This window comes from Novosphingobium sp. G106 (assembly GCF_019075875.1).
GTDB lineage: Bacteria > Pseudomonadota > Alphaproteobacteria > Sphingomonadales > Sphingomonadaceae > Novosphingobium.
The window spans coordinates 4,511,628-4,535,523 of record NZ_JAHOOZ010000001.1 but is presented as its reverse complement, the minus strand read 5'-3'; the positions used below and the strand labels follow the sequence as shown (position 1 = coordinate 4,535,523).

Below are 23,896 nucleotides of genomic sequence, written 5' to 3'. Positions count from 1 at the left end.
CCGTTCCCCGCGCTTGCGCAGAATGCGGCGAGCCGCCACAAGCCAGCGTCGATGCAGCCAATCCGCCGCCTGACGGCCGCCCTTTTCGCCCATCCCCGCTGGTTCGCGCCGGCTCTGGGTGCGCTCGCCGCCTGCGGCTTCCAGCCGCTCGCGCTCTGGCCGCTGACGCTGCTCGCCATCGCCGGACTGATCGAGCTGACCGCGCGGACTAGGCGCTGGCAGGACGCGGCGCTGATCGGCTGGCTGTTCGGGCTTGGCCATTTCACCCTGGGCAATAACTGGATCGCCACGGCCTTCACCTATCAGGCCAACATGCCCGCCTGGCTTGGCTGGATCGCGGTGGTGCTCTTGTCGCTCTACCTCGCGGTCTATCCGATGCTCGGCGTGCTCGGGGCCTGGGCGATCGGGCGGCGGGGCGGCGACAACCGTCTGGCGACGGTCCTCGCCTTCGCCGGCTGCTGGATCGTCAGCGAATGGCTGCGCGCCTGGGTCTTCACCGGCTTCGCCTGGAACCCGCTGGGCATGGCGGCGCTCGGCGGTTTCGAGCGGCCGGGCCTGGCCGCGCTGGTGCCGTGGCTGGGCACCTATGCGCTGTCCGGGCTGGTCGCTCTGCTCGCTGGCTGCTGGCTGCTGGCTATGCACATACGGCTCGGCTGGCAGACGGCCGTGCTGGCGCTCGCGCCCATCGCCCTGTTCCTGCTGCCCGGCCTGGGCGACGACGCGCGTCAGGGCACCCTGCCCTTCACCCTGGTCCAGCCCGACATCCGTCAGGACGACCTCAACGACCCGCGCCAGTGGGAGAACCAGTTCGCGACGCTGGCAGGGCTGACCCTGCCGCGCCAGCCCGGCACGACCCGGCTGGTGCTGTGGCCGGAATCGGGCCTGCCCGACTACCTGCGCGACGGCTATCCGCAATACCTCTACCGGCAGAACACCTTCGCCGCCGATCCCTTGGTCGCGCGCCGGCGGATCGGCCGGGTGATCGGCCCCGGCAGCCTGCTGCTGACCGGCGCGATCGATCTAGAATTCAAGAAGCTCGACGCCATTGCCGCGCGCAACGTCATCTCGCCGATCGCCGCCGACGGGGCGATCCTGCCGGGCTATGCCAAGGCGCACCTCGTGCCTTACGGCGAATATCTGCCGATGCGCTGGCTGCTTGAGCCGCTGGGCGCCTCGCGGCTGGTCGCGGGCACGCTCGACTTCTGGCCCGGCCCCGGCCCGCGCACGATCGATCTCGGTCCCTGGGGCAAGGCGGGCATGCAGATCTGCTACGAGATCGTCTTCTCGGGCGAAGTCGTCGACCGCGCCCATCGCCCCGACTACCTCTTCAACCCGTCGAACGACGGCTGGTTCGGCGCCTGGGGCCCGCCGCAGCACCTGGCCCAGGCGCGGATGCGGGCGATCGAGGAAGGCCTGCCCGTCCTCCGCTCGACCACCACCGGCATCAGCGCGGTGGTCGACGCCGACGGCGTCGTCCGCCAGTACGTCGCGCGCCATGTCGCCGGACGGCTCGACGGAACGGTGCCGCCCGCCCACGCTCCGACGCCTTTCGCGCGCCTGGGCAACATGCTTCCGCTTGGCTGGGCAGTATTTCTACTTGTGCTCTCGGTGATTGCCTTGAGACGCATCAAGAGGTAGAGGCGAACTCACATAAAGATTTCTTTATATCGGGATTTATCGATGCGCAGCGATTACCTCTTCACCTCCGAAAGCGTTTCCGAAGGCCACCCCGACAAGGTCTCCGACCAGATTTCCGACGCCATTGTCGACCTGTTCCTGTCGAAGGATCCCGAGGCGCGCATTGCCTGCGAAACGCTGACGACGACGCAGAAGGTCGTCCTTGCCGGCGAGATCCGCTGCAAGGGCGTCTACGAGAACGGCCAGTGGGCCCCCGGCGCGCTCGAGGAGATCGAGGCGACGGTGCGCCAGGTCGTCAAGGACATCGGCTACGAGCAGGACGGCTTCCACTGGCAGACGCTGGAATTCTCGAACAACCTCCACGGCCAGTCCGCGCATATCGCGCAGGGCGTCGACGCCGCGGGCAACAAGGACGAAGGCGCGGGCGACCAGGGCATCATGTTCGGCTTCGCCTGCGACGAGACGCCCGACCTGATGCCGGCGACGCTCGACTACAGCCACAAGATCCTCGAACGCATGGCTGCCGACCGCCACTCGGGCACTGCCCCGTTCCTCGAACCCGACGCCAAGAGCCAGGTCACGCTGCGCTTCAAGGACGGCAAGGTCGCCGCCGCCACCGCGATCGTCGTCTCGACCCAGCACAAGAAGGGCTATGACGAGGGCGCCAAGGAGGCCGAACTCCACGCCTACGTCAAGAAGGTCGTGGCCGACCTGTTGCCGGCTTCGCTGCTTTCGGACGAGACCGTCTATCACATCAACCCGACCGGTTCCTTCGAGATCGGCGGCCCCGACGGCGACGCCGGCCTGACCGGCCGCAAGATCATCGTCGACACCTACGGCGGTGCTTCGCCCCACGGCGGCGGTGCCTTCTCCGGCAAGGACCCGACCAAGGTCGACCGTTCGGCCGCCTATGCCACGCGCTACCTCGCCAAGAACGTCGTCGCCGCGGGCCTCGCCAAGCGCTGCACGATCCAGGTGGCCTATGCCATCGGCGTGTCGAAGCCGTTGTCGCTCTATGTCGACACCCACGGCACGGGCACGGTCGACGACGCCAGGCTTGAAGCCGCGGTCGCCAAGGTGGCAGCCGATGCGCTCGGCGGCCTGACCCCGCGCGGTATCCGCGAGGGTCTGGGCCTCAACAAGCCGATCTATCGCCCCTCAGCCGCTTATGGCCACTTCGGCCGCAAGCCCAACGGCGACTTCTTCCCCTGGGAGAAGACCGACCTTGCCGACAAGCTGAAGTCGGCGGTGGGATGAGCAATAAACCCTCTCCCGCGAGCGGGAGAGGGTCGGCAATTACTTCGGGCAACCGGCGCTATCGAGGAAGCCGCGGATTGCGGCGATCGTTGCCGTCGGCTGCTCTTCCATCAGCCAGTGGCCCGAATCGGCGATGACGACCTGCTTCACGTCGTCGGCGGCGAACCGCATCACGAAGGCCATGGTCGTACCGAACGAGTGGTCGCCGCCGATCGCCAGAACCGGCATCGTCAGCCGCCCGCGCTCCAGCGCAGCGCGATTGTCGATCGCATCCTGATCGAAGGCCGCGAACTGCAGGAAGCCGGCGTGCATCCGCCCGGGACCGGCGTAAAGCGTCGCATAGTGCTGCCGATTGGCTTCGGCAAAGCGCACCGGCTTCGCGGAGAAATCGTTCCAGAAGCGGTCGAGATAGATGCGCTCACGCCCGGCCACGAGCCGCTCCATGTCGGGCCCGCCAAAGCGGAAATGCCAGAGGATCGGGTTCTTGAGCAGTTCCTCCCACGGACCGACGCCTGGCACCGGCGCGTCCATGATGACGAGGCGGGACGTCCGCTCGGGATGTGCGATGGCGAAGGCGAAGGCGACCATGTTGCCGATATCGTGGCCGACGACATCGGCCTGGCGCACCTTCAGTGCATCGAGCACGCCCGCGATATCCTCCGCCTCGTTCTTCTTGGTGAAACCGACGGTCGCGACCGAGGAAAGGCCCATGCCGCGCAGGTCGGGCACGATCACCGTGTGGTCGCGCATCAGGTCTGCGGCCAGGGGGGAGCCACATATCACCGGTATCGCCATAGCCGTGGATCAGCACAACGGCCGGCCCGGAACCGCCAACGCGGACGTGGATCGTCGTGCCGTTGGCCGGGATTTCCTGCACGCGGAACCCGGTCGGGAAGGCGAAGGTCTGGGCTGGCGCCGCCGCGGCGTGGGCCGCACTGGCCGTGGCCATCCCGGCCAGCAGCGCAAGAGTAAGCTTCCGAATCGTATCGAGAATTGCCATGTCGTGCCCCCGGCCCTGTCGTCCAAGCGGCAGCTTGAACTGGCCGGCGCCGGCGCGCAAACGCTATCGCTCAGTCCTCATCCTCGAGCCGGTGCATGTCGTCGTCGGACAGGCCGAAGTGGTGGCCGACCTCGTGAACGACGACGTGGTTGACCAGGTTCTCCAGCGAAACCCCGGTCTCGCGCATCTCGCGCAGCAGCGGGGCGCGGTAGAGCGTGATCATCGGCGGCATGTCGCCGGTTTCCCAGACCGACTGCTCGGTCATTGGCCGGCCGTGGTAGAGCCCGGTCAACTCCCAGCGGCTGCCGATGTCCATCGCATCCAGGGTCGCCTCGTCGGCGAATTCCTCGACGCGGATGACGATGTCGCCCAGATGATCGTGGAACGGCTCGGGCAGACGGTCGAGCGCCTCGCGCGCCAGCCGTTCGAAGGTAGCGGTGTCCGTGAGCATTCCACCTATATGGGCGATCCTACCCTGGCTCGCCAGCGTCGGGCCACCGCTCCAGACGCGGAGCGCCGGCGTCGAAGAACAGTGCGGGCATCTTGCCCAGCAGCAGCACCTTGTGGATGCACCAGTCGGCCAGCTTCTCATTCCACCGTTCGATTCGGCCGCCCTGTTCCGTCAGCCAGTCGCGGTAGGGCAGAAAGTGGCTCGGTTCGTCCTCGTGGACGATGCGGAAGATGCGATGCATCACCGGATCGCCGAGCACGGCCTTGTGGCGCAGCAGTTCCTCCACCTGATCGAGACCGCGCTGTTCGGTCAGCACGATGACGCGGCAGAGCTTTTCGAACAGGCCGGGATCGGCGACGATCGCATCGGTATCGAGCTGGTCGATGCCGCAGCCGAAGACCCGATGGATGAAGCGATCGATATGGCCGTAGCTGGTGTCGACCGCCAGCGGCATCAGTCCCCTCAGCTCGAACCAACGCTTGAACATCAGATAGTGCTTGCGTTCGTCTGCGCGATGCCTGGCGACGGCGGCAATGAAATCCGGGTCGTCCGCGCAGTGCCGTCGCGCCGCCGCGAGCACGCGATCCAGCGACGTATAGCCGCGGTACTCATTGTAGATGTAGATCGAGCCGACGACGTCGAGGTAGCGGTTGCGAAAGGACGCGCGAAGGCTCTGGCTCAATCTTGGCGCTCCTGGCCAGCCCCGACGAAAGCGGGGTCTGAGCCATGAAAAACGGGTGGCCGCACGATTGGTTGCGACCACCCGGTACTTTCAACCCGCCAAGACGGATCCAGCAGGCGTTACTTCGCCAGTTCCTTCTCGATCGCCTTGACCAGCGCCGGATCGTCGGGCGTCATCGCGGGGGCGAAGCGGCCGGCGACCTGGCCGTCCTTGCCGATCAGGAACTTCTCGAAGTTCCACAGCACTTCGGGATCGTCGTTGGGCGTCATGCCATAGCCCTTGAAGCGCTCCTTCATGCCGTCGACGTCGCCCTGCTTGGTCGGGACCGCCTGGATCAGTTCGGCGTAGAGCGGCTGCTTGTTCGCGCCGCTGACGTCGGCCTTGGTGAACATCGGGAACGAAACGCCGTAGTTGGCCGAGCAGAAGGCGACGATTTCCTCGTCGGTGCCCGGCTCCTGCGCGCCGAAGTCGTTGGCCGGGAAACCCAGCACTTCGAGGCCCTGATCCTTGTATTCGGTGTAGAGCTTCTCCAGCCCCTCGTACTGCGGCGTGAGACCGCACTTCGAGGCGACGTTGACCACGAGCAGGACGTTGCCCTTGTGGTTGGCGAGCGTGTCGGCGCTGCCGTCGATGCGGGTCAGCGGAATTGCGGCGATATCGGCCATGCTATTTCTCCCATCAGTCCAGGTAATTGGCGGTCGTCTTCGCCTTGACCTCGGCCGGGGTGATACCGGGAGCGAGCTCGACGAGTCGGAACGGCGAAGTGTGGTCCGCCCTCTGGAAGACGGCAAGATCGGTGATGATCATGTCGACCACGTTACGGCCGGTCAGCGGCAAGGTGCAGGCCGGGATGAACTTGGCCGAGCCGTCCTTGGCGTTGTGCTCCATGACGACGATGATCTTCTTGACCCCGGCGACGAGGTCCATCGCCCCGCCCATGCCCTTGATCATCTTGCCGGGCACCATCCAGTTGGCGAGATCGCCCTGCTCGGACACTTCCATGCCGCCGAGCACGGCCAGGTCGATATGCCCGCCACGGATCATCGCGAAGCTCTGCGCAGAGTCGAAATAGGCCGAGTGGGCAAGCTCGCTGATCGTCTGCTTGCCGGCGTTGATCAGATCGGGATCGACCTCGTCGTCATAGGGGAACGGGCCGATGCCGAGCATGCCGTTCTCGCTCTGCAAGGTCACGGTCACGCCTTCGGGCACGTGGTTCGCCACCAGCGTCGGGATGCCGATGCCGAGGTTGACGTAGAAGCCGTCCTGCAGCTCGCGCGCCGCGCGCGCGGCCATTTCGTCGCGGGTCCAGGGCATTATTTCACTCCTTGAGCTGCGGGGTCGGCCCAGCGCTTGTCGGCGGGGAACGTGTCGTCCCAGCCGCTGCCGAGGCCGGTGCCGTAAACCGGGTTTGGCAGGACGAACCAGCGGTGGCCCCAGTAGGATAGGTAAGGCTCGGCCGTCACTGCGGCGCGGCGGGCGGCAGGAGCACCCGCGAGCGCGTCGGTGAAGTCACCGAGCTGGTCGCCGCCGAGCGCGACGACGCACCACTTGGCGGCGATCGCCATGCGGCGGCCGTCCTTGCCCGACTTCCCATCGACGTCGCCCTTGAGGAACAGCGTCTCGCCGTGGCGGAAGTCGCCGAGGCCGGCGAAGGCCAGCGCCTCGGTCGTCTTCTCGGCCGAGGCCGCGCCGCGATTGGTGTTGATGATCGGCGTGATGTTCATCGCGCGCAGCGTCTCGAAAGCCGCCTTTGCGCCGGGCACCGCGGCGACCTTGTCTGCGCCGGTCTGTTCCCAACGCGCCCAGAGCGCGGGGTCATAGCCCTTGCCCGACCTGGCATCGTTATATTCGAAGCCGAGGTTGAGCACGGCGGTCTCGTCCATATCGAACACCGCGGCGAGCGGCTTGCCGGCGCAGGACGGCGCGGTCGTTCCCTCGGGTGCCAGGATCGCCGATGTCGGCGGACGGCTCGTGGCGAGATTGGTGCGGACCGCGGCAATCAGCGCATTGTAGGCCTGGATGCTCAGCGCCGCAGCCTCAGCCGAGCCGTAGAGATACTGCATTCCCGCCGGCGGCTTGTCCGCCTCGGCCTGTACTGGCGGAGGCGGCGCGGCGGTCTGCGGCGGTGCCACGGGCGCCGACGCGCAACCGGCCAGCGCGAGCAGCAGCGCCGGCGCTAGCTTCCTCACGCCGTTTCCCTTTCGCGTACGGTGCGGAACTCGATCTTCTTGTCATAGGGGGCGCCGACGATCAGCCGCTGGACATAGACGCCCGGCAGATGGATCGCATCGGGATCGAGCGAGCCCGCGGGCACGATCTCTTCCACTTCGACGACACAGACCTTGCCGCAGGTCGCGGCGGGCACGTTGAAATTGCGCGCGGTCTTGCGGAAGATGACGTTGCCGGTTTCATCGGCCTTCCAGGCCTTCACCAGGCTGAGATCGGCGAAGATGCCGCGTTCGAGGACATATTCCTCGCCTTCGAACACCTTGGTTTCCTTGCCCTCGGCGATCAAGGTGCCGACGCCGGTCTTGGTGTAGAAGCCCGGGATGCCCGCGCCGCCCGCGCGCATGCGCTCGGCCAGGGTGCCCTGGGGGCAGAATTCGACCTCGAGCTCGCCCGAAAGGTACTGGCGCTCGAACTCCTTGTTCTCGCCGACGTAGCTCGCGATCATCTTGCGCACCTGATGCGTGCGCAGCAGCTTGCCGATGCCCTCGTTGTCGATGCCGGCATTGTTCGAGGCGAAAGTCAGATCCTTGACGCCGCTGTCGCGCACCGCGTCGAGCAGACGCTCGGGGATACCGCAAAGGCCGAAACCGCCGCAGGCGATCAGCAGGCCGTCGCGCAGCACCCCGTCGAGGGCGGCGGCGGCTGAGGGATAGATCTTGTTCATGGGGCCTCCTGAGGCGCGGAAGCGTGCCGGTTAGCGGAAGCGCCCCCGTGTCGCAATTGCGAACGCGACGCCGCCCGGTCCGGTTTTCGCAATTGACCGCGATTTGGGAAGTGTCGACTATCCAGGCGAGGGAGAGAACCATGCTGGGTATCGAACGGCTCGGCCTTTTCGGCATGCCGCCACCGCAGATCGTCGCGCTCGCCGCCGATCTCGGCTGCGACTGCGTGGGCATCGGCCTGGCCCCGGCACCGGGCGGCTACAATCCCGACGACCACCCCGCCTGGAACCTGCGCGAGGATCCGGCGCAGCGCCGCGAAACGGTGGCAGCAGCACGCGATCTCGGCGTGCGGATCGCCATCGTCGAGGGTTTTGCCGTTCTGCCGGACAACGACATGGGCGGCTTCGCCGGCGACCTCGATCTGGTCGCCGAACTCGGCTGCGACCGGATCAACGTCGTCTCGATCGGCAAGGACATGAACCAGGCGATCGACGGCTTCGGCGTTCTTTCCGAGATCGCGGCGGAACGCGGACTGCAGGTGAGCGCCGAGATGGGCTCGCTCGGCCCGCTCGACCGCGTCGCGCCGGCGCTCGAAGTCACCCGCGGGGTCGGCCGGCCGAATTTCTCGCTGGTGATCGATTCGATGCACTTCTTCCGCCTGGGCAACAGCCTGGCGGATTTCGCTGCGCTCGATCCGGCGCTGATCGGCTACGTCCAGCTGGCCGACGCGCCCTGGGCGCCGCGCTTCGACACTTACATGGAAGAGGCGATGTACGAGCGCATGGCTCCGGGCGACGGCGAGCTGCCACTGCAGGAATTCGTCCGCCTGGTGCCTGAGGACGTGGTCATCAGCCTCGAGATCCCGATACGCTCGCTCGCCGAGGCGGGGATCGGCCCGCGCGAGCGGACCCGGCGCTGCGTTGAGGGCGCACGCCGGCTTCTGGCCGCTCGCTGAAAAGCAGGCTTGCGCGGCTCTCTCGCCGCCGCCAACAAGCCCGCATGCGCATTGCCCTGTTCGAGCCCGAAATCGCGGGAAACGTCGGCGCCGTCCTGCGGCTCGGCGCCTGCTTCGGTGCTGAGATAGACCTGATCGAGCCGATGGGCTTCACCTGGGACGATCGCAGAGTGCGCCGCACCGCGATGGACTATATCGATCACGTCAGCGTCACTCGCCACGCCGGCTTCGATGCGTTCAAGGCTACGACCGGTTCGCAAAGGCTGGTGCTGTTCACCACGAAGAGCAGCCAATCGGCCTACGAGTTCGCCTTCCAGGCCGACGATGTCCTGCTTTTCGGGAAGGAAAGCGCGGGCGTGCCCGTTGCCGTGGCGGAGGCCTGCGACGCGCGATTGCGCATTCCGATGCGGCCGCAGGTGCGCTCGATGAACCTGGCCACTTCGGCGGCGCTCGCGCTGGGCGAAGCCTTGCGCCAGACGGGAACGCTGCCCGGCTGACCGGAGAGGCCTAGGCCAGTTCCATCCCCAGCGCCGCGCCGAGATCCACCAGCGCCTGCGCGCCGCTGGTGACCTTGATCGCGTGCATGCCCATCGCCGCGGCCGGCTTGCAGTTGATCCCGAGGTCGTCGAGATAGACGCAGGCTTCGGGCGGCAGCGCCAGCGCCTGACACATCATCGCATAGATCCGTGGATCGGGCTTGCGTACGCCCGCAGTGGCGCTCTCGATGACATGCTCGAAATGGCCCATCGCCTCGGCATAGGGGCCCATCGCGCCGACACCCGGCTTGCTCTCCTCGGAGCGCATGTTGTTGGTGATGCAGCCCAGGCGATAGCCAGCGCCGCGCAGCTTCCCCAAGGCCGTCACCATCTCCGGGCGGACCTTGCCGGCGATCACCGAAAGCACATCGCGGCCGGGCAGAACATGGCCCAAGGCGGCCGCTTCCTCGGCAAACAGCGTGTCGAACGTGGCCGTGTCGATCTCCGACCGTTCGAGCCGCGCCCAGGCATTGCCATCGGGGTTCAGCGTATTGATCCGTCGAACCAGGCCCGGCGGCAATCCGCGCTCCGCTTCGAGCCGGGCGAAGGCCTCGAACGGCGAAGCCGTGATGACGCCGCCGAAGTCGAAGATCACGGCACTGAATTTGCGTATCAAGGCGGCACCCTTCGAAAGTTTTGATCGTTATCAAAGCGAGACGCGGCTATTGAAGGCAAGACCCGTGATATGACAACACAATCGGGCAATAAAAACAGGGAGACGGCTATGCGTTCGATCCTCGTTTATGCGGACCGCAGTGCCGCCATGCCGGCCAGGCTGGAAACGGCGCTGGCCCTCGCCAAGGCGGGCGAAGGACATATCACCCTGCTCGTCGACACGCCGATCGGCCGCTATATCTCGATGGACCCGATGGGCGGCTCCTATGTCGCGTCCGACGCAATGAAGCAGGCGCTGGCCGACGACGACGGCCAGGCCGCGCGGCTGCGGGTGCAACTGCAGGAATCGGGCCTACCCTACGATGTGATCCGCAGCGAGGACGAACCGGTCGAAGCCCTGGCGGTGGCCTCGCGGCTGGCCGATGTGGTCATCCTCTCGCGTGCCAGTGCGATCGCCGGCGAAGTGGTGCTGGCGACGCGGACCCCGGTGCTGGTCCTGCCCAACGACAAGGCCCTTCCCGCTCCTGTCGCGAATGCCTGCGTCGCCTGGGACGGCGGCAACGAGGTGGCGGCGGCGCTACGCGGCGCGATCCCGCTGCTCGCGCGCTGCGCCTCGGTCAACGTGCTGACCGTCGGCGAGAAGCCCGGCGGCTTTCCCGCGGCCGACGCCGTGCGCTACCTGGCGCGCCATTCGATCAAGGCCGAGCCGCACCAGCTGACCCGCAAGGGCTCGACCGAAGAGACTCTGGCTGCGGCGGTGATGAAGGTCGGCGGCGAGCTTTTGATCATGGGTGCCTATGGCCGCAGCCGCATGCGCGAATTCTTGTTCGGCGGCGTCACGCGCTATTTCCTCGAGGACTGTCCGCGCCCTGCGCTGCTGATGGCGCACTGATCCCGATAAAACGCGGATTTCCGTCGAAACTTGCTGCAGCGCCACACCTTCTGACGCACCGCAGCACATATCCACAGATTGAACAATGATGTCAGTTAGAAATACTCGATTGAGGTCATTTTTATCTTTTAAAATCATCATTATGCATTTCCACGCAAGCTAGATTGCAGTTTTTGCAAGCTCAAAAAGCTATTTCGCACTTGCACAAAAATCGGATTCGAATCATAAAGAACCTGCCTTTCAGGCATCCTCTCCCAAAACTTCCAAGGCCCGGCCGGCAACGTCCGGGTCTTTTTTTGTCCTCGGTTTCCGGCGCCTTTTCGGGCTTGCGCGGCACACCCCCTTTGCAATCGTGCATCGCAGTTCCTAGCTTGCTTTAACCTCTTCCGAGGGACCGAAATCTGGGGACTATCTGACATGGCCGACACGGCAACGAACGTGGAAGAACGGACTGTCCGGCTGCAGGTCGCAGCTGCGCGCCAGGAAGAAAGCGGACACGGCATCGCCCGTCTGCCCAAGTCGGCGCTATCGGCGCTCGGCGCGCTCGAAGGCGACGTTCTCGAAATCACCGGCAAGCGCGTGACCGTCGCGCGCGCCGTCCTCGCCTATGCCGAGGACGAAGGCATCGAGGTCATCCGCCTCGACGGCCTGCAGCGGGCCAATGCCGAAGTGGGCTCGGGCGACCATGTCACCATCCGCAAGGCCGAATCGCGTCCGGCGCAGCGCGTCGTCTTCGCTCCGGCGCAGCGCGAGATGCGCCTGCAGGGTCCTTCCGTGGCGCTCAAGCGCAACTTCTTCGCACGGCCGCTGATCGCGGGCGACATCGTCGCCACCGCCGGCCAGCAGCAGGTCCGCGACATGCCGCCGCAGGTCCAGCGCATGTTCAATGCGCCGGCCTATGCGCTGACCCAGATCCGCCTCACCGTCGTCTCGACCACGCCCAAGGGCATCGTCCACATCGACGAGAACACCGAGGTCGAGCTGCGCGAGGAGTTCGAGGAAGCGCGCCTGAGCCGCGCCGGTCTCAACTACGACGACGTCGGCGGCATGGGCGACACGATCCGCCAGCTGCGCGAGATGGTCGAGTTGCCGCTGCGCTATCCCGAGCTGTTCACCCGCCTGGGTGTCGATCCGCCGCGCGGCGTGCTGCTGCACGGCCCGCCAGGAACCGGCAAGACCATGCTCGCGCGCGCCGTGGCGAACGAGAGCGAGGCGTCGTTCTTCACTATTAACGGGCCCGAGATCATGGGTTCGGGCTATGGCGAGAGCGAGAAGGCGCTGCGCGAAGTGTTCGAGGAGGCGGCCAAGTCCTCCCCTTCGATCATCTTCATCGACGAGATCGATCCGATCGCGCCCAAGCGCGAGCAGGTGCACGGTGAGGCGGAGAAGCGCCTGGTCGCACAGCTGCTGACCTTGATGGACGGGCTGCAGTCGCGTTCCAACATCGTCGTCATCGCCGCGACCAACCGGCCTGATGCGATCGACGAGGCGCTGCGCCGGCCCGGCCGGTTCGACCGCGAGATCATCATCGGCGTGCCCGACGAGAAGGGCCGCCGCGAGGTGCTGGCGATCCACACCCGCGGCATGCCGCTGGCCGAAGGCGTCGACCTGACCGAACTCGCGCGCACGACGCACGGCTTCGTCGGTGCCGATCTCGCCGCGCTGACCCGCGAGGCGGCGATCGACGCCGTGCGCCGGATCATGCCCAAGCTCGATCTCGAGGCGCAGACGATTCCGCCCGAAGTGCTCGACAGCCTGTCGGTCACGCGCGAGGACTTCGTCGCGGCGCTGAAGCGCGTCCAGCCTTCGGCGATGCGCGAGGTCATGGTGCAGGTGCCGAACATCGGCTGGTCCGATATCGGCGGCCTGGACGAGGCCCAGCTCAAGCTAAAGGAAGGCGTCGAGCTGCCGCTGAAGAGTCCCGAGGCGTTCCACCGCCTGGGCATCCGGCCAGCCAAGGGCTTTCTGCTCTATGGGCCTCCAGGCACGGGCAAGACGCTGCTGGCCAAGGCCGTGGCGAAGGAGGCGGAAGCCAACTTCATCGCGATCAAGTCGTCCGACCTGCTGTCGAAGTGGTACGGCGAGAGCGAGCAGCAGATCGCCCGGCTCTTCGCCCGTGCGCGGCAGGTGGCGCCTTGCGTCATCTTCATCGACGAGATCGACAGCCTCGTGCCCGCACGCGGCTCCGGCAACGGCGGCGAACCGCAGGTCACCGGCCGGGTGGTCAACACCATCCTCGCCGAGATGGACGGCATGGAGGAGCTGCAGTCGGTCGTGCTGATCGGTGCGACCAACCGCCCGGCGCTGGTCGATCCGGCGCTGCTGCGGCCCGGCCGCTTCGACGAGCTCGTCTATGTCGGCACGCCGAGCGAGGAAGGCCGCGAGCACATTCTCAAGATCCACACGGCGAAGATGCCGTTGGCCGAGGATGTGAACCTGGCGGTGATCGCCCGCGAGACCGAGCGCTTCACCGGCGCCGATCTCGAAGACGTGGTTCGCCGCGCGGGCCTCATCGCCATCCGCAAGCGCGGGGCCGAGGTCGTCCAGGTGACCGCCGACGACTTCGCCGACGCGCTCGAGGACAGCCGCGCGACGGTGACCGCCGAGATGGAGGAAGAGTACAAGCGGATGAAGGGCGAGCTGAAGAAGCGCGCCATGGAAGTCCCGGCCATCGGCTTCATCGCCCCCGGCATGCTCGAGCCGACGCGCGAGCGGAAGCACGGGTAACGCGAAGCAACGCAAGCAGAAGTGCCGTCCCGGGTTTCGACCCGGGGCGGCGTTTTGTTATTTCTCCAGCAACCGTGCCAGCTGCGCGAGCGCCGTGCCCCAGCCGTCGTAGAAGCCCATCTCGTCATGCTTGCGCGCCTCGGCCTCATTCCTGTGCAGCACCCGCGCGGTGTAGCGCGTGCCGCCGTCCTCGGGCGTGAAGGTTATCTGCGCCGTCAGCGCCAGCCAGGGTTCGCCCGGGCGCCAGTCCTCCACCAATGAGGTGGTAAAGCTCAGCTTCCGTTCGGGTTGGATCTCGAGGAAGCAACCTTCGACGTGCGGCTGAAACGCGTCCCCATTCTTGTCGAGGCCGCCCTCGCGCATCATCGTCTCGAAACCGCCGCCGGGGCGCAGGTCGAGCTTGATGACCTTGCATTCGTAGGGTTCCGGAATCCACCATTGCGCGAAGTGATGCGGATCGCTCCAGGCCTGCCAAACGGCGGCAGGCGGTGCCTTGATCAGGCGCGAGATCATTAGGTCGGCGCTCATTGTCCTTGCTCCTTCTGCATGTAGTTCTCGACATAGTCGGCCAGCCGGTCGGCGCGGCCTTCCCAGATCGCGCGCTGTTCGGCGAGCCAGGCCTCGGCCGCGGTCAGCCGCGCCGGATTCAGATGGCAGGTCCGGACGCGCCCGGTCTTGCCCGAGCCGATCAGGCCCGAGTCCTCCAGAACCTTGAGGTGCTTGAGGAAGGTCGGCAGGCCGATCGAGAAAGGCTGCGCCAGATCGGTGACCGAGGCCGGCCCCGTGATGAGGCGGCTGACCACGGCCCTGCGCGTAGGGTCCGCGAGAGCATGAAAAGCCGAATCGAGCGATGCTATATTGTTTGCCATATGGCGAACTATTAGGTCATAGTTTTCCGACTGGCAAACTATTCCACAGATTGGCCTAGATTTCCTTGCGCAGCGCCTCGGGCATTTCGGTGCGCAGCCATTCGACCATCGCCTCGCGCATGGCCAGGCGCAGGTTAGCCAGCGCCGTCGGGCCCGGCGCGCTCATCAGCAGCTTGAGCTCGACGGCGTCGATCTTCACCTCGGACACGATCAGCGCGGCGGTGCGCTTGTCCCAATCGGGCTGCTGGTTGATCAGTGTCTGGAAAGCTGCGCGGATCGGGGCGATCTCGTGACCCGGGACGATCGGCAACACGACCGTTCCGGTCAACCCGCCAGCGACGCGGGTCCAGTTCTGGAAGGTGGTCTCGAGGAACTTCGCCGTCGGCACGATCAGCCGGCGCTCGTCGGCCGTGCGGATGACCACGTAGGTCATGCGGATGTCCTCGACCCGGCCGCTCTCGCCTTCCATTACCACGAGGTCGCCGATACGGATCGGCTCGGTCAGCGCCATCTGGATGCCCGCGATCAGCGACTTTAGCGCCGGCTGGGCCGCGGCGCCTACGGCCAGGCCGGCAAGGCCCGCCGAGGCCATCAGGGTCACGCCGACATTGCGCACGCCGGGAATGCCCAGCAGCATCAGCGCCACGGTGACGAAGACGATGACGAAGCCCGCCGTTCGGCTGAGGATCGCGATCCGCGTCCGCCGGCTGCGCGCGGCCAGCTCGTCGGCCGAGAGTTCGGCGCGGCTGTCCATGGCGACGGCGAAGGCCTTGACTAGCGCAAAGGCCACCCAGCCGAGCAGCGCCGGCACGACGAAGCGCGCGACGCTGTCCCAGAGCTCGGCGACTGCCGGGTGGGTCTCGGCCACCAGCGAGATGGCGACCGCGATCAGCGACCAGCGGATCGGTTGGCGCAGGCGATCGACCACGACACCGTCGGTCTGGAGCTGCGACAGCCGGGTGATCCGGCCGAGCACGGCGAAGAGCACGAAATGCAGCGCGAGCGCGATGACGATCGTGATCGACAGCGCGATCGCCGCCTCGGTGGCGCGCGCCGTCCAGTGGAGCAGGACCTCGCCCGAAGGCAGGATCAATGCGCCGCCCCCAGCTCGCGCCGAAGCCGATCTCGACGCCAAGCGGCACGTCGAGGTGGACAGCGGGCGCCGCCGCCTCGGCCATGACGCGCTGGATCACCGGCGCAGCCTTTTCGGCATCGGCCTCGGGCGCTTCGAACACCAGTTCGTCGTGGACCTGCAGCAGCATGCGGACGTTGGGCAGCCCGGCCTCGGCCAGCGCGGGCTGCATCCGCGCCATGGCGCGCTTGATGATGTCGGCGCTGGTGCCCTGGATCGGCGCGTTGATCGCGGCGCGTTCGCTGCCCTGGCGCTCGGCCTGGTGCTTGGAATTGATCCGCGGGAACCAGGTCTTGCGGCCGAACAGTGTCTCCGAATAGCCGCGCTCGCGCACCGTTTCGAGCGTGTGGACGATGTAGCGCTGGATGCCGGGGAAGCGCTCGAAATAGCGGTCGATCATGAACTGCGCCTCGTCCGCCGGCACGCCGAGCCGCTGGCCGAGGCCCCATCGCGAGATGCCGTAGAGGATGGCGAAGTTGATCGTCTTGGCGCGGCCGCGCGTATCGCGGTCGACCGAGCCGAACATCTCGGTCGCCGTGCGCGAGTGGATGTCCTCGTTATTGGCGAAGGCCTCCTTCAGCGAAGGCACATCGGCCATATGCGCAGCGAGGCGAAGCTCGATCTGGCTGTAGTCGGCGGACATAAGCACGTTGCCCGGCTCCGCAACGAAACAGTCGCGGATCTGGCGGCCGATCTCGGTGCGGATCGGAATGTTCTGCAGGTTGGGTTCGGTCGAGGACAGCCGGCCGGTCTGCGCGCCGACTAGCGAGTAGGAGGTGTGGACGCGCTGCGTCTGCGGGTTGATCGCCGCCTGCAGCGCCTCGGTATAGGTCGAGCGCAGCTTGGAGAGCTGGCGCCATTCGAGCACCCGCGTCGCCATTTCGAGGCCTTCGGCAGCCAGCGCTTCGAGCACCGACTGGTCGGTCGAATACTGCCCGCTCTTGCCCTTCTTGCCGCCCTTGAAGCCCATGCGATCGAACAGCACGTCGCCGAGCTGCTTGGGGCTGCCGATCGTGAAGACCTCGCCCGCGAGCCCGTGGATCTGCCCCTCGAGCGCGCCGATCTCGCGTGCGAACTCGGTCGAGAGACCTGCAAGTCGCTCGCGGTCGACCTTGATGCCATGGCGCTCCATCTGCGCCACGACCGGGATCAACGGACGGTCGACCCGCTCATAGATGCGCGTGCCGCCTTCTTCGGACAGACGGGGGCGCAGCAGGCGGTGCAGCCGCCAGGTGACATCGGCGTCTTCCGCCGCATAGCGCGTCGCACGGTCGAGAGGTACTTCGCCGAAGGGAATCGCCTTCTTGCCTGTGCCGCAGATGTCCTTGTAGGTCATCGTGGTGTGGCCGAGGTGGCGGGTGGCGAGCTCGTCCATGCCATGGCCGCCGCCGATGCCTTCTTCGCTACGGCCTGCGTCGAGATCGAAGCTGACGATCATCGTGTCATCGATCGGCGCGACGTGGATACCGTTCCGCGCGAGGATGTTGATGTCGTATTTGATGTTCTGCCCGACCTTGAGGACCGCATCGCTTTCGAGCAGCGGTTTCAGCAGTGCCAGCGCCTCTGCCTTGTCGATCTGCTGTGGCTTCTCGGCGAACATGTCGCTGCCGCCATGACCCAGCGGGATATAGCAGGCGTCGTTGGGCCCGAGCGCGAGGCTCACGCCGACAAGGTCGGCCCGCATCGCATCGAGGGCGCTGGTTTCGGTATCGACAGCGACGAGGCGGGCCGCGAACGCCCGGTCGATCCAGCGGACCAGCGCCTCGCGCGTCTGTACGCATTCGTAGGCGCCGAGATCGGGCGCCGGCATTTCATGCGGCGGCTGGCGATTGCCCTCGGGCGGCGCGGCCGGTGCGCCAGGGGTGACGGGCTTCGACGGATTGAGCTGGGTAGACCGCTCGGGACTTCCGGTGCCCGCGCCCAGCCGTTTGAGCAGGCTGGTGAAGCCATGCTTCGTGAGGAAGGCGGCGAGCGGATCAGGCGGGATTGCGCCGAGCTTGAAGTCCTCGATCGCGATCGGCAGCGGGACGTCTTCTTTGAGCGCGACGAGCACGCGCGACAGTCGCGCCATCTCGGCCTGCTCGATCAGGCTCTCGCGCAGCTTCCCGGGCTTCATGTCGGGCGCGGCGGCAAGCGCCGATTCGAGATCGCCGTAGTCCTGGATCAGCTTCGAGGCAGTCTTGGGCCCGATCCCGCGAATTCCAGGGACATTGTCGACCGAATCGCCCATCAGCGCGAGCACGTCACCGACCTTCTCGGGCGGCACGCCGAACTTCTCGATCACCTCGGGAATGTCGATGCGCGCGTTCTTCATCGTGTCGAGCATGTCGACACAGCCGCCTTCGACGCCGTTATCGCCCTCGGCGCACTTGCCGACGAGCTGCATCAGGTCCTTGTCCGACGAGACGATGGTCACGTCCCACCCGGCCCGCGTTGCAGCGCGGGCATAGGAAGCGATCACGTCGTCGGCCTCGACCCCTTCCTCCTCGATACAGGGCAGCGAGAAGGCGCGCGTCGCATCGCGAATCAGCGGGAACTGCGGCACGAGGTCTTCGGGCGGCGGCGGCCGGTTGGCCTTGTACTGGTCGTAGAGATCGTTGCGGAACGAGATCGACGACTTGTCGAGGATCACCGCGAGATGCGTCGGGCCGTCGGCCTTGTTGAGATCGTCGGCCAGCTTCCAGAGCATCGTCGTGTAGCCATAGACCGCGCCAACGGGGGTGCCTTCGGGATCGGTCAGCGGCGGCAGCCGGTGATAAGCACGGAAGATATAGGCCGAGCCGTCGACGAGGTAGAGATGCTGCTTGTCCGCCATGCGGCCCTACCTAGCGACTGATCCCCCGAGGGGGAAGCCGCGGCTCCGCGCAAATCGCCGGCAAGGAGCGTTGCGCCCGGCCCTTGATCGCCAAACCGCCGCCGCCCCATTTCTGTTACACTTTTTTGACGCCGCCATCGAAGCTCGAATCTCGGTGCGAAAATCCGCACGAAACCCCGATCCGGTCACAACCTCGACACAATCTGCCACTATGGTTTGGGTTCGATCCGACGAACGGAGAGCGGTGCGAGGCCACTACAAGCTTGCATCAACGCGCCAAGCTGGTTAATTGACGCGCGAAGTCTACTGTTGCGGTAGGCTTTCGGCCCGGCCCTGTGCCGTGCCTGGTCCACTCGCTGTTCAAGGATACCATACATGCGCAAGATCGTTCTCGCTGCTGCCGCTGCTGCCGCCGTTCTCGGTCTCTCGGCCTGCTCGAAGTCGGAAACCACGGAAGCCGCTGACGCTGCTTCGGAAGCCGCTGACACCGCCACCGACGCTGCTGCTGCCGCTTCGGACGCCGCTGGCGACGCCGCTGCCGCTGCCACGGAAGCCGCTGCTGGCGCTTCGTCGGCCGCCACGGAAGCCGCTGCTGCTGCTGCCGGCGCTGCTTCGGAAGCCGCTGCCGCTGCTTCGGACGCGATGCACAAGTAAGCCTCGCTTCACGGCGAAGAGTTTCGAGGGCGCGCGGGGCAACCCGCGCGCCCTTTCGCGTTTGGAGCCGTGGAATCGGTGCCGAACCCGCGATTCTTAGCCTCCATTTCGCGAATTAAGACAAAAATGGGGCAAAGTTGCACGCTGTTAATTGACGCGAGAGAGTTCCTATTGCACTAGGCGTGCGCCGGCCTTGTGCCGTGCTTGGTCCATTCGTTGTTCAAGGATACCATACATGCGCAAGATCGTTCTCGCTGCCGTCGCCGCCACCGCCGTTCTCGGTCTCTCGGCCTGCTCGAAGTCGGAAGCCCCTGAAGCCGCCGCTTCGGAAGCCGCTGCCGCTTCGGACGCCGCTGGTGACGCTGCTGCCGCTGCCACCGACGCTGCTGGCGCTGCTGCCGGTGCCGCTTCGGAAGCCGCTGGCGCTGCTTCGGACGCTGCTGGCGCTGCCGCCGGTGCCGCTTCGGACGCCGCTGCTGCTTCGTCGGAAGCCGCGAAGCACTAAGCTTCGTCTCGTTACGACGAGTTTCGAGGGCGCGCAGGGCAACCTGCGCGCCCTTTCGTTTGTGCGTCTGAAATCTAGCGAAGCCTCTCCGCACGCCACCCTGGACGGGGGCGAGCCTCACTAACCTTCCCCCGCCGGGAGAAGGATGCTCAAGCTTTCAATCGGAAAAGGGTTCAGCGAACCGCGGTGCGGCGCAGGCCTGCGGGATCGGCGCTGTAGCCGTCGTAGAGCGCGCGCGCGATCGCGGCGATACGGGCGTCGCGGTTGGGCTTGCCGCCCTGGCCGGTGACGTAGATCGCTGCGGCCACGGCACGACCGTCGGGCATGTGGAAGATGCCGACGTCGCTCGAGGTGTTGTAGAGCGTGCCGGTCTTGTGCGCGATGCGCGCATCCTCGGGCAACAGCGCACGCATGCGCTTGGTACCGGTGCGGCAGCGCTCCATCGCGCCGAACAGGACCGCACGGCTCGAGGCGCTCAGCCATTCGCCGCGGTAGAGGCCCGAGAGCAGGCGCACCATGCCGACGGGCGTGGCGCTGTCGCGCGTGTCGATCGTGCGCGCGGGATCGACGGCACCGTCGTCACGCACCAGCGTGGCGATGTCGCGGTCGATATGAAGCTCGGTCAGGCCGGCCCGGCGCAGCCAGCGGTTGACCGCCTGCGGCCCGCCGACGACCGCGAGCAGGGCGTCGGTCGCATGGTTGTCGCTGCGCGTCAGCGCGAGCTCGATGAGGTTCGAAGCGCTCATCATCGTGCCGGGACGGACCGGAGCGACCGGACCGTCGAACTTGCGCGACGGCACCGGCATCATCAAGGGGAACTGGTCTTCTAGGCGATAGCGGCCCTGGTCCACACCTTCGAGGAAGGTCGCGACGATGGCGACCTTGCTAGTGCTGGCCATGGGAAAGGGCTGATTGCCGAGAACCGTGACCATACGCCCCGTGGTCAGATCGAAAGCGGCGACGCCGATGCGGCCTTCCTGGGCACTGGCCAGCGAGGCCACTTGCGCATCGAAGGTCGAGGCATAGGGCCGCGGCGCGCGCTGCTCGGTGCCGAGAGCGCTGTCGAAGGCCGACTGGATGGCATCGAGATCACCGGCCGCAGCGGGCGAAAGCGAAGCGCCGCAGGCCAGAACCAGAGCCAGGCCATTGGCGGCCCTACGCGTGAAAAAACGAAAAATACCCGGCATCACCCTGCCACAATAACGCACCGCACCTTGGCAAATGCTTAACGATAAACTGACGGCACGGGAAGATTCCCGCGACGAACCGGGATATATCCGCGGGCAGTTGTGAAACTATCGGTGTAAACCCCGATAATCAGGCGGAAAATCAGCTGGCATTGAGCGCCCGGCGGATGTCCTGAACGAAACTGGTGCGCTTGATACACCACAGGAAAAACCGGCTCAGGTAGTGCCCCCGCCAGCGCATCGGCCGCATGACCTGAAGGAACAGGATGACGCGCGGCTCGCGGGTCTCGTTCCACACCTCGTGTTCGAACGTCTCGTCGAAGATCATGTACTCGCCTGGCTTCCAGCCACGGACCTCGTCTTCGACACGGATCTCGCAGCGCTCCGGCCCCTGCGGGACGATCAGCCCGAGATGGACGTTGAGCATGGCCTTGGTCACCCCGCGGTGCGGGCGGACGTAGGTGCCGGGCTCGAACACCGAGAAGAAGGCGACCACGAGGTTGGGCACCCGGTCGACCAGGGCCGCAGTCCCGGGGCAGAGCGCGCGATTGGCCGGCGCCTGGTAGCCATAGCCCGTGAAGAAGAAGCTCTTCCATTTCGACGTAGAAGCCAGCGCGCGGTGATCGGGCGAGATTTCGCCCAGTGGCGGCACCTTGTCGCGCTCCTGCATGAGCGCCGCCGCCTCGTCCCGGATCACGTGCCAGTTCTCGCGCAGGGCATCGAGCCCGAGGATCTGTCCGGCATCATAGAAAGGCTCGGTCCCGATCAGCGACTGGCGTGCGAGGAAGCGGTTGAGCGGCCAGCGCACCCACTTGCCGAAGCGGACGGCAAACGTGTCTCTGCCTTTGATATACCGTTCAAAATCCATGCAAAGGGGCCGGCTTCTTCGCACCTGCGGCGTGAAAATAAGAATGTCATAAATGAGATTCAAGCCGGGAAACGCCTGACTCGGACCGGAGACCTGGACAGGCCGGCGAACAACGAAAGGGCCGGGAGATCGCTCTCCCGGCCCCAATCGTTTGCCTGAAACGGCTCGGTCGGTTTGGACTTAGAAGTCCATGCCGCCCATGCCGCCCATGCCGCCCGGGGGCATGCCCATGGCCGGCTTGTCGTCGGGCTTCTCGCTGATCGCGGCTTCCGTCGTGATCAGCAGGCCCGAGACCGAGGCCGCATCCTGCAGCGCGGTGCGGACGACCTTGGTCGGGTCGATCACGCCGGCGGCGGTGAGGTTCTCGTAGACTTCGGTGGCGGCGTTGAAGCCCCAGGTCTCGTCGCCCTTGTCGAGCAGACGACCGGCAACGACGGCGCCGTCATGGCCGGCGTTCTCGGCGATCTGGCGCAGCGGGGTCTGGATCGCCTTGCGGACGATGTCGATACCGCGGGTCTGGTCCTCGTTGATGCCCTTCAGGCCTTCGAGAGCCTTGGTGGCATAGAGCAGTGCCGTACCGCCGCCGGGGACGATGCCTTCTTCGACCGCGGCGCGGGTCGCGTGGAGAGCGTCGTCGACGCGGTCCTTGCGCTCCTTGACCTCGACCTCGGTGGCGCCGCCGACCTTGATCACGGCAACACCGCCGGCCAGCTTGGCCAGACGCTCTTGCAGCTTCTCGCGGTCATAGTCGCTCGAAGTGACTTCGATTTGCGAACGGATCTGCTCGACGCGCGCCTTGATCTCGTCGCCCGAACCGGCGCCGTCGACGATCGTCGTGTTGTCCTTGTCGATCGAGACCTTCTTGGCCTGGCCGAGCATGCCGAGCGTGACGTTCTCGAGCTTGATGCCCAGATCTTCCGAGATCATCTCGCCGGCGGTCAGCGTGGCGATGTCGCCCAGCATGGCCTTGCGGCGATCGCCGAAGCCCGGCGCCTTGACGGCGGCGATCTTCAAGCCGCCGCGCAGCTTGTTGACGACGAGCGTGGCCAGGGCCTCACCCTCGATGTCCTCGGCGATGATCAGCAGCGGACGGCCCGACTGCACCACGGCCTCGAGGATCGGCAGCATCGACTGGAGGTTCGACAGCTTCTTCTCGTGGATGAGGATGTAGGGATTTTCCAGCTCGACCGTCATCTTGTCGGGGTTGGTGACGAAGTAGGGCGAGAGGTAGCCACGGTCGAACTGCATGCCTTCGACGACGTCGAGTTCGAACTCGAGACCCTTGGCCTCTTCGACCGTGATCACGCCTTCCTTGCCGACCTTCTCCATGGCTTCGGCGATCTTCTGGCCGACTTCGGTGTCGCCGTTGGCCGAGATAATGCCGACCTGAGCGATTTCCTGCGTGCCGGCGACCGGCTTGGAACGCGCCTTGAGGTTCTCGACGACCTTGACGACGGCGAGATCGATGCCGCGCTTCAGGTCCATCGGGTTGGTGCCCGCGGCGACCGACTTCATGCCTTCGCGAACGATCGCTTGGGCCAGAACGGTGGCAGTGGTGGTGCCGTCGCCGGCCGCGTCATTGGCCTTGCTGGCGACTTCGCGCAGCATCTGCGCGCCCATGTTCTCGAACTTATCCTTGAGTTCGATTTCCTTGGCGACGGTGACGCCGTCCTTGGTGATGCGGGGAGCGCCGAAGCTCTTGTCGATCACGACGTTGCGGCCCTTGGGGCCCAGCGTGACCTTCACGGCGTTGGCGAGGATGTCGACACCGGCGAGAATGCGTTCGCGCGCATCGCGCGAAAAGCGTACGTCCTTGGCTGCCATTTCAATAATCCTTTATCTATAATGAGTTGGGATGGACGTTCAGGCGATGATGCCCAGAATGTCGCTTTCCTTCATGATCAGCAGGTCTTCACCGTCGACCTTGACCTCGGTGCCCGACCACTTGCCGAACAGCACGCGGTCGCCGGCCTTGACGTCCAGCGGGGTGACCTTGCCGTCATCCGAGCGAGCGCCCGAACCGACCGAAACGATTTCACCCTCGGCGGGCTTTTCCTTGGCGCTGTCGGGGATGATGATGCCGCCGGCAGTCTTTTCTTCGGCTTCGACGCGGCGTACGAGCACGCGGTCATGCAACGGACGGAAACCCATGGGACTCTCCCTATTCCTGTGAACTGATATGCGATTGGCACTCTCGTGCGGAGAGTGCCAGCGCCGCGCAT

At 66.0% G+C, this 23,896-nt stretch carries 22 protein-coding genes and 2 pseudogenes; 8 read left to right on the top strand and 16 right to left on the bottom strand.

Annotated features, from left to right (window positions below; translation table 11 throughout):
- The first annotated feature begins 51 nt into the window (after positions 1–51).
- Entirely contained in the window at positions 52–1,638 is a 1,587-nt protein-coding gene (gene lnt / locus KRR38_RS21770; RefSeq protein WP_217405462.1) for an apolipoprotein N-acyltransferase, read from the top strand.
- A gap of 42 nt (positions 1,639–1,680) precedes the next feature.
- On the top strand, positions 1,681–2,895 hold the full coding sequence (gene metK, locus KRR38_RS21765) for a methionine adenosyltransferase (protein WP_217405460.1): 1,215 nt from the start codon (positions 1,681–1,683) through the stop codon (positions 2,893–2,895).
- A 39-nt stretch (positions 2,896–2,934) separates the two neighbouring features.
- On the opposite strand, the gene KRR38_RS21760 is transcribed toward metK, so the two are convergent.
- The 7 genes from KRR38_RS21760 to KRR38_RS21730 all read right to left on the bottom strand — a co-directional run bounded on the left by KRR38_RS21760 (position 2,935) and on the right by KRR38_RS21730 (position 7,921).
- Positions 2,935–3,645 carry an alpha/beta fold hydrolase gene (locus KRR38_RS21760; protein WP_254514920.1) on the bottom strand — a complete coding sequence of 237 codons (711 nt, stop codon included), beginning with the start codon at positions 3,643–3,645 and terminating at the stop codon, positions 2,935–2,937.
- A 320-nt stretch (positions 3,646–3,965) separates the two neighbouring features.
- Positions 3,966–4,346: a metallopeptidase family protein gene (locus KRR38_RS21755; protein WP_217405458.1), complete on the bottom strand. Its 381-nt coding sequence runs from the start codon at positions 4,344–4,346 to the stop codon at positions 3,966–3,968.
- A gap of 19 nt (positions 4,347–4,365) precedes the next feature.
- A complete protein-coding gene (locus KRR38_RS21750) occupies positions 4,366–5,028 on the bottom strand; it encodes a ferritin-like domain-containing protein (RefSeq protein ID WP_217405456.1) in 663 nt (220 codons plus the stop codon).
- A gap of 119 nt (positions 5,029–5,147) precedes the next feature.
- The gene (locus KRR38_RS21745) at positions 5,148–5,693 is read right to left on the bottom strand and encodes a glutathione peroxidase (RefSeq protein WP_217405454.1); all 546 of its coding nucleotides are present in this window, start codon (positions 5,691–5,693) and stop codon (positions 5,148–5,150) included.
- A 13-nt stretch (positions 5,694–5,706) separates the two neighbouring features.
- The gene (locus tag KRR38_RS21740) at positions 5,707–6,342 is read right to left on the bottom strand and encodes a CoA transferase subunit B (RefSeq protein ID WP_217405451.1); all 636 of its coding nucleotides are present in this window, start codon (positions 6,340–6,342) and stop codon (positions 5,707–5,709) included.
- Positions 6,342–7,217, bottom strand: a complete 876-nt coding sequence (locus KRR38_RS21735) for an HAD family acid phosphatase (RefSeq protein WP_309141112.1) — start codon at positions 7,215–7,217, stop codon at positions 6,342–6,344. Before KRR38_RS21735 ends, KRR38_RS21740 begins: the two co-directional genes overlap by 1 nt.
- A complete protein-coding gene (locus tag KRR38_RS21730) occupies positions 7,214–7,921 on the bottom strand; it encodes a CoA transferase subunit A (protein WP_217405449.1) in 708 nt (235 codons plus the stop codon). Before KRR38_RS21730 ends, KRR38_RS21735 begins: the two co-directional genes overlap by 4 nt.
- 140 nt (positions 7,922–8,061) lie before the next feature.
- Here KRR38_RS21730 and KRR38_RS21725 point away from each other — a divergent pair, with 140 nt between their 5' ends.
- On the top strand, positions 8,062–8,874 hold the full coding sequence (locus tag KRR38_RS21725) for a sugar phosphate isomerase/epimerase (protein ID WP_217405447.1): 813 nt from the start codon (positions 8,062–8,064) through the stop codon (positions 8,872–8,874).
- A 44-nt stretch (positions 8,875–8,918) separates the two neighbouring features.
- Positions 8,919–9,371, top strand: a complete 453-nt coding sequence (locus KRR38_RS21720) for a tRNA (cytidine(34)-2'-O)-methyltransferase (protein WP_217405445.1) — start codon at positions 8,919–8,921, stop codon at positions 9,369–9,371.
- 10 nt (positions 9,372–9,381) lie between these two features.
- Here KRR38_RS21720 and KRR38_RS21715 read toward each other — a convergent pair whose 3' ends face one another.
- The gene (locus KRR38_RS21715; protein WP_254514919.1) at positions 9,382–10,026 is read right to left on the bottom strand and encodes an HAD-IA family hydrolase; all 645 of its coding nucleotides are present in this window, start codon (positions 10,024–10,026) and stop codon (positions 9,382–9,384) included.
- Between the two features lie 108 nt (positions 10,027–10,134).
- On the opposite strand from KRR38_RS21715, the gene KRR38_RS21710 reads away from it, so the two are divergent.
- On the top strand, positions 10,135–10,917 hold the full coding sequence (locus KRR38_RS21710) for a universal stress protein (protein WP_217405443.1): 783 nt from the start codon (positions 10,135–10,137) through the stop codon (positions 10,915–10,917).
- A gap of 417 nt (positions 10,918–11,334) precedes the next feature.
- Complete coding sequence (locus KRR38_RS21705) at positions 11,335–13,644, top strand: CDC48 family AAA ATPase (protein WP_217405440.1); 2,310 nt, start codon at positions 11,335–11,337, stop codon at positions 13,642–13,644.
- A gap of 57 nt (positions 13,645–13,701) precedes the next feature.
- Here the strand turns inward: KRR38_RS21705 and KRR38_RS21700 are convergent, their stop codons facing one another.
- From KRR38_RS21700 to polA, 4 genes and pseudogenes are all read right to left on the bottom strand, one after another.
- Positions 13,702–14,172 (bottom strand): SRPBCC family protein, encoded by a 471-nt coding sequence (locus KRR38_RS21700; RefSeq protein ID WP_217405438.1) that lies wholly within the window; start codon positions 14,170–14,172, stop codon positions 13,702–13,704.
- Positions 14,169–14,513 (bottom strand): helix-turn-helix transcriptional regulator, encoded by a 345-nt coding sequence (locus KRR38_RS21695; protein WP_217405436.1) that lies wholly within the window; start codon positions 14,511–14,513, stop codon positions 14,169–14,171. The genes KRR38_RS21700 and KRR38_RS21695 overlap by 4 nt, the downstream gene beginning before the upstream one ends.
- A gap of 400 nt (positions 14,514–14,913) precedes the next feature.
- Positions 14,914–15,024 (bottom strand): annotated as a pseudogene (locus KRR38_RS37835) (mechanosensitive ion channel domain-containing protein); the annotation flags it as partial.
- Between the two features lie 589 nt (positions 15,025–15,613).
- Positions 15,614–18,460 (bottom strand): annotated as a pseudogene (polA, locus tag KRR38_RS21685) (DNA polymerase I); the annotation flags it as partial.
- Positions 18,461–18,835: 375 nt separating this feature from the next.
- Here polA and KRR38_RS21680 point away from each other — a divergent pair.
- Complete coding sequence (locus KRR38_RS21680; RefSeq protein ID WP_217405434.1) at positions 18,836–19,114, top strand: hypothetical protein; 279 nt, start codon at positions 18,836–18,838, stop codon at positions 19,112–19,114.
- Between the two features lie 235 nt (positions 19,115–19,349).
- Complete coding sequence (locus tag KRR38_RS21675) at positions 19,350–19,619, top strand: hypothetical protein (protein ID WP_217405431.1); 270 nt, start codon at positions 19,350–19,352, stop codon at positions 19,617–19,619.
- A gap of 173 nt (positions 19,620–19,792) precedes the next feature.
- Here the strand turns inward: KRR38_RS21675 and KRR38_RS21670 are convergent, their stop codons facing one another.
- From KRR38_RS21670 to groES, 4 genes are all read right to left on the bottom strand, one after another.
- Positions 19,793–20,806, bottom strand: a complete 1,014-nt coding sequence (locus tag KRR38_RS21670; RefSeq protein WP_217405429.1) for a serine hydrolase — start codon at positions 20,804–20,806, stop codon at positions 19,793–19,795.
- Between the two features lie 142 nt (positions 20,807–20,948).
- Positions 20,949–21,674, bottom strand: a complete 726-nt coding sequence (locus tag KRR38_RS21665; RefSeq protein ID WP_217405426.1) for an aspartyl/asparaginyl beta-hydroxylase domain-containing protein — start codon at positions 21,672–21,674, stop codon at positions 20,949–20,951.
- A gap of 180 nt (positions 21,675–21,854) precedes the next feature.
- On the bottom strand, positions 21,855–23,498 hold the full coding sequence (groL, locus tag KRR38_RS21660) for a chaperonin GroEL (protein WP_217405424.1): 1,644 nt from the start codon (positions 23,496–23,498) through the stop codon (positions 21,855–21,857).
- A gap of 39 nt (positions 23,499–23,537) precedes the next feature.
- Positions 23,538–23,825 carry a co-chaperone GroES gene (gene groES / locus KRR38_RS21655; RefSeq protein ID WP_217405422.1) on the bottom strand — a complete coding sequence of 96 codons (288 nt, stop codon included), beginning with the start codon at positions 23,823–23,825 and terminating at the stop codon, positions 23,538–23,540.
- Positions 23,826–23,896: the final 71 nt, after the last annotated feature.

Excerpts from the sequence above, each read along its gene's own strand:
- lnt (WP_217405462.1), top strand. The coding sequence starts at position 52 with ATGCAGCCAATCCGCCGCCTGACGGCCGCCCTTTTCGCCCATCCCCGC.
- metK (WP_217405460.1), top strand. The coding sequence starts at position 1,681 with ATGCGCAGCGATTACCTCTTCACCTCCGAAAGCGTTTCCGAAGGCCAC.
- KRR38_RS21760 (WP_254514920.1), bottom strand. The coding sequence starts at position 3,645 with ATGCGCGACCACACGGTGATCGTGCCCGACCTGCGCGGCATGGGCCTT.
- KRR38_RS21755 (WP_217405458.1), bottom strand. The coding sequence starts at position 4,346 with ATGCTCACGGACACCGCTACCTTCGAACGGCTGGCGCGCGAGGCGCTC.
- KRR38_RS21745 (WP_217405454.1), bottom strand. The coding sequence starts at position 5,693 with ATGGCCGATATCGCCGCAATTCCGCTGACCCGCATCGACGGCAGCGCC.
- KRR38_RS21740 (WP_217405451.1), bottom strand. The coding sequence starts at position 6,342 with ATGCCCTGGACCCGCGACGAAATGGCCGCGCGCGCGGCGCGCGAGCTG.
- KRR38_RS21730 (WP_217405449.1), bottom strand. The coding sequence starts at position 7,921 with ATGAACAAGATCTATCCCTCAGCCGCCGCCGCCCTCGACGGGGTGCTG.
- KRR38_RS21725 (WP_217405447.1), top strand. The coding sequence starts at position 8,062 with ATGCTGGGTATCGAACGGCTCGGCCTTTTCGGCATGCCGCCACCGCAG.
- KRR38_RS21720 (WP_217405445.1), top strand. The coding sequence starts at position 8,919 with ATGCGCATTGCCCTGTTCGAGCCCGAAATCGCGGGAAACGTCGGCGCC.
- KRR38_RS21710 (WP_217405443.1), top strand. The coding sequence starts at position 10,135 with ATGCGTTCGATCCTCGTTTATGCGGACCGCAGTGCCGCCATGCCGGCC.
- KRR38_RS21705 (WP_217405440.1), top strand. The coding sequence starts at position 11,335 with ATGGCCGACACGGCAACGAACGTGGAAGAACGGACTGTCCGGCTGCAG.
- KRR38_RS21700 (WP_217405438.1), bottom strand. The coding sequence starts at position 14,172 with ATGAGCGCCGACCTAATGATCTCGCGCCTGATCAAGGCACCGCCTGCC.
- KRR38_RS21695 (WP_217405436.1), bottom strand. The coding sequence starts at position 14,513 with ATGGCAAACAATATAGCATCGCTCGATTCGGCTTTTCATGCTCTCGCG.
- KRR38_RS21680 (WP_217405434.1), top strand. The coding sequence starts at position 18,836 with ATGCGCAAGATCGTTCTCGCTGCTGCCGCTGCTGCCGCCGTTCTCGGT.
- KRR38_RS21675 (WP_217405431.1), top strand. The coding sequence starts at position 19,350 with ATGCGCAAGATCGTTCTCGCTGCCGTCGCCGCCACCGCCGTTCTCGGT.
- KRR38_RS21670 (WP_217405429.1), bottom strand. The coding sequence starts at position 20,806 with ATGCCGGGTATTTTTCGTTTTTTCACGCGTAGGGCCGCCAATGGCCTG.
- KRR38_RS21665 (WP_217405426.1), bottom strand. The coding sequence starts at position 21,674 with ATGGATTTTGAACGGTATATCAAAGGCAGAGACACGTTTGCCGTCCGC.
- groL (WP_217405424.1), bottom strand. The coding sequence starts at position 23,498 with ATGGCAGCCAAGGACGTACGCTTTTCGCGCGATGCGCGCGAACGCATT.
- groES (WP_217405422.1), bottom strand. The coding sequence starts at position 23,825 with ATGGGTTTCCGTCCGTTGCATGACCGCGTGCTCGTACGCCGCGTCGAA.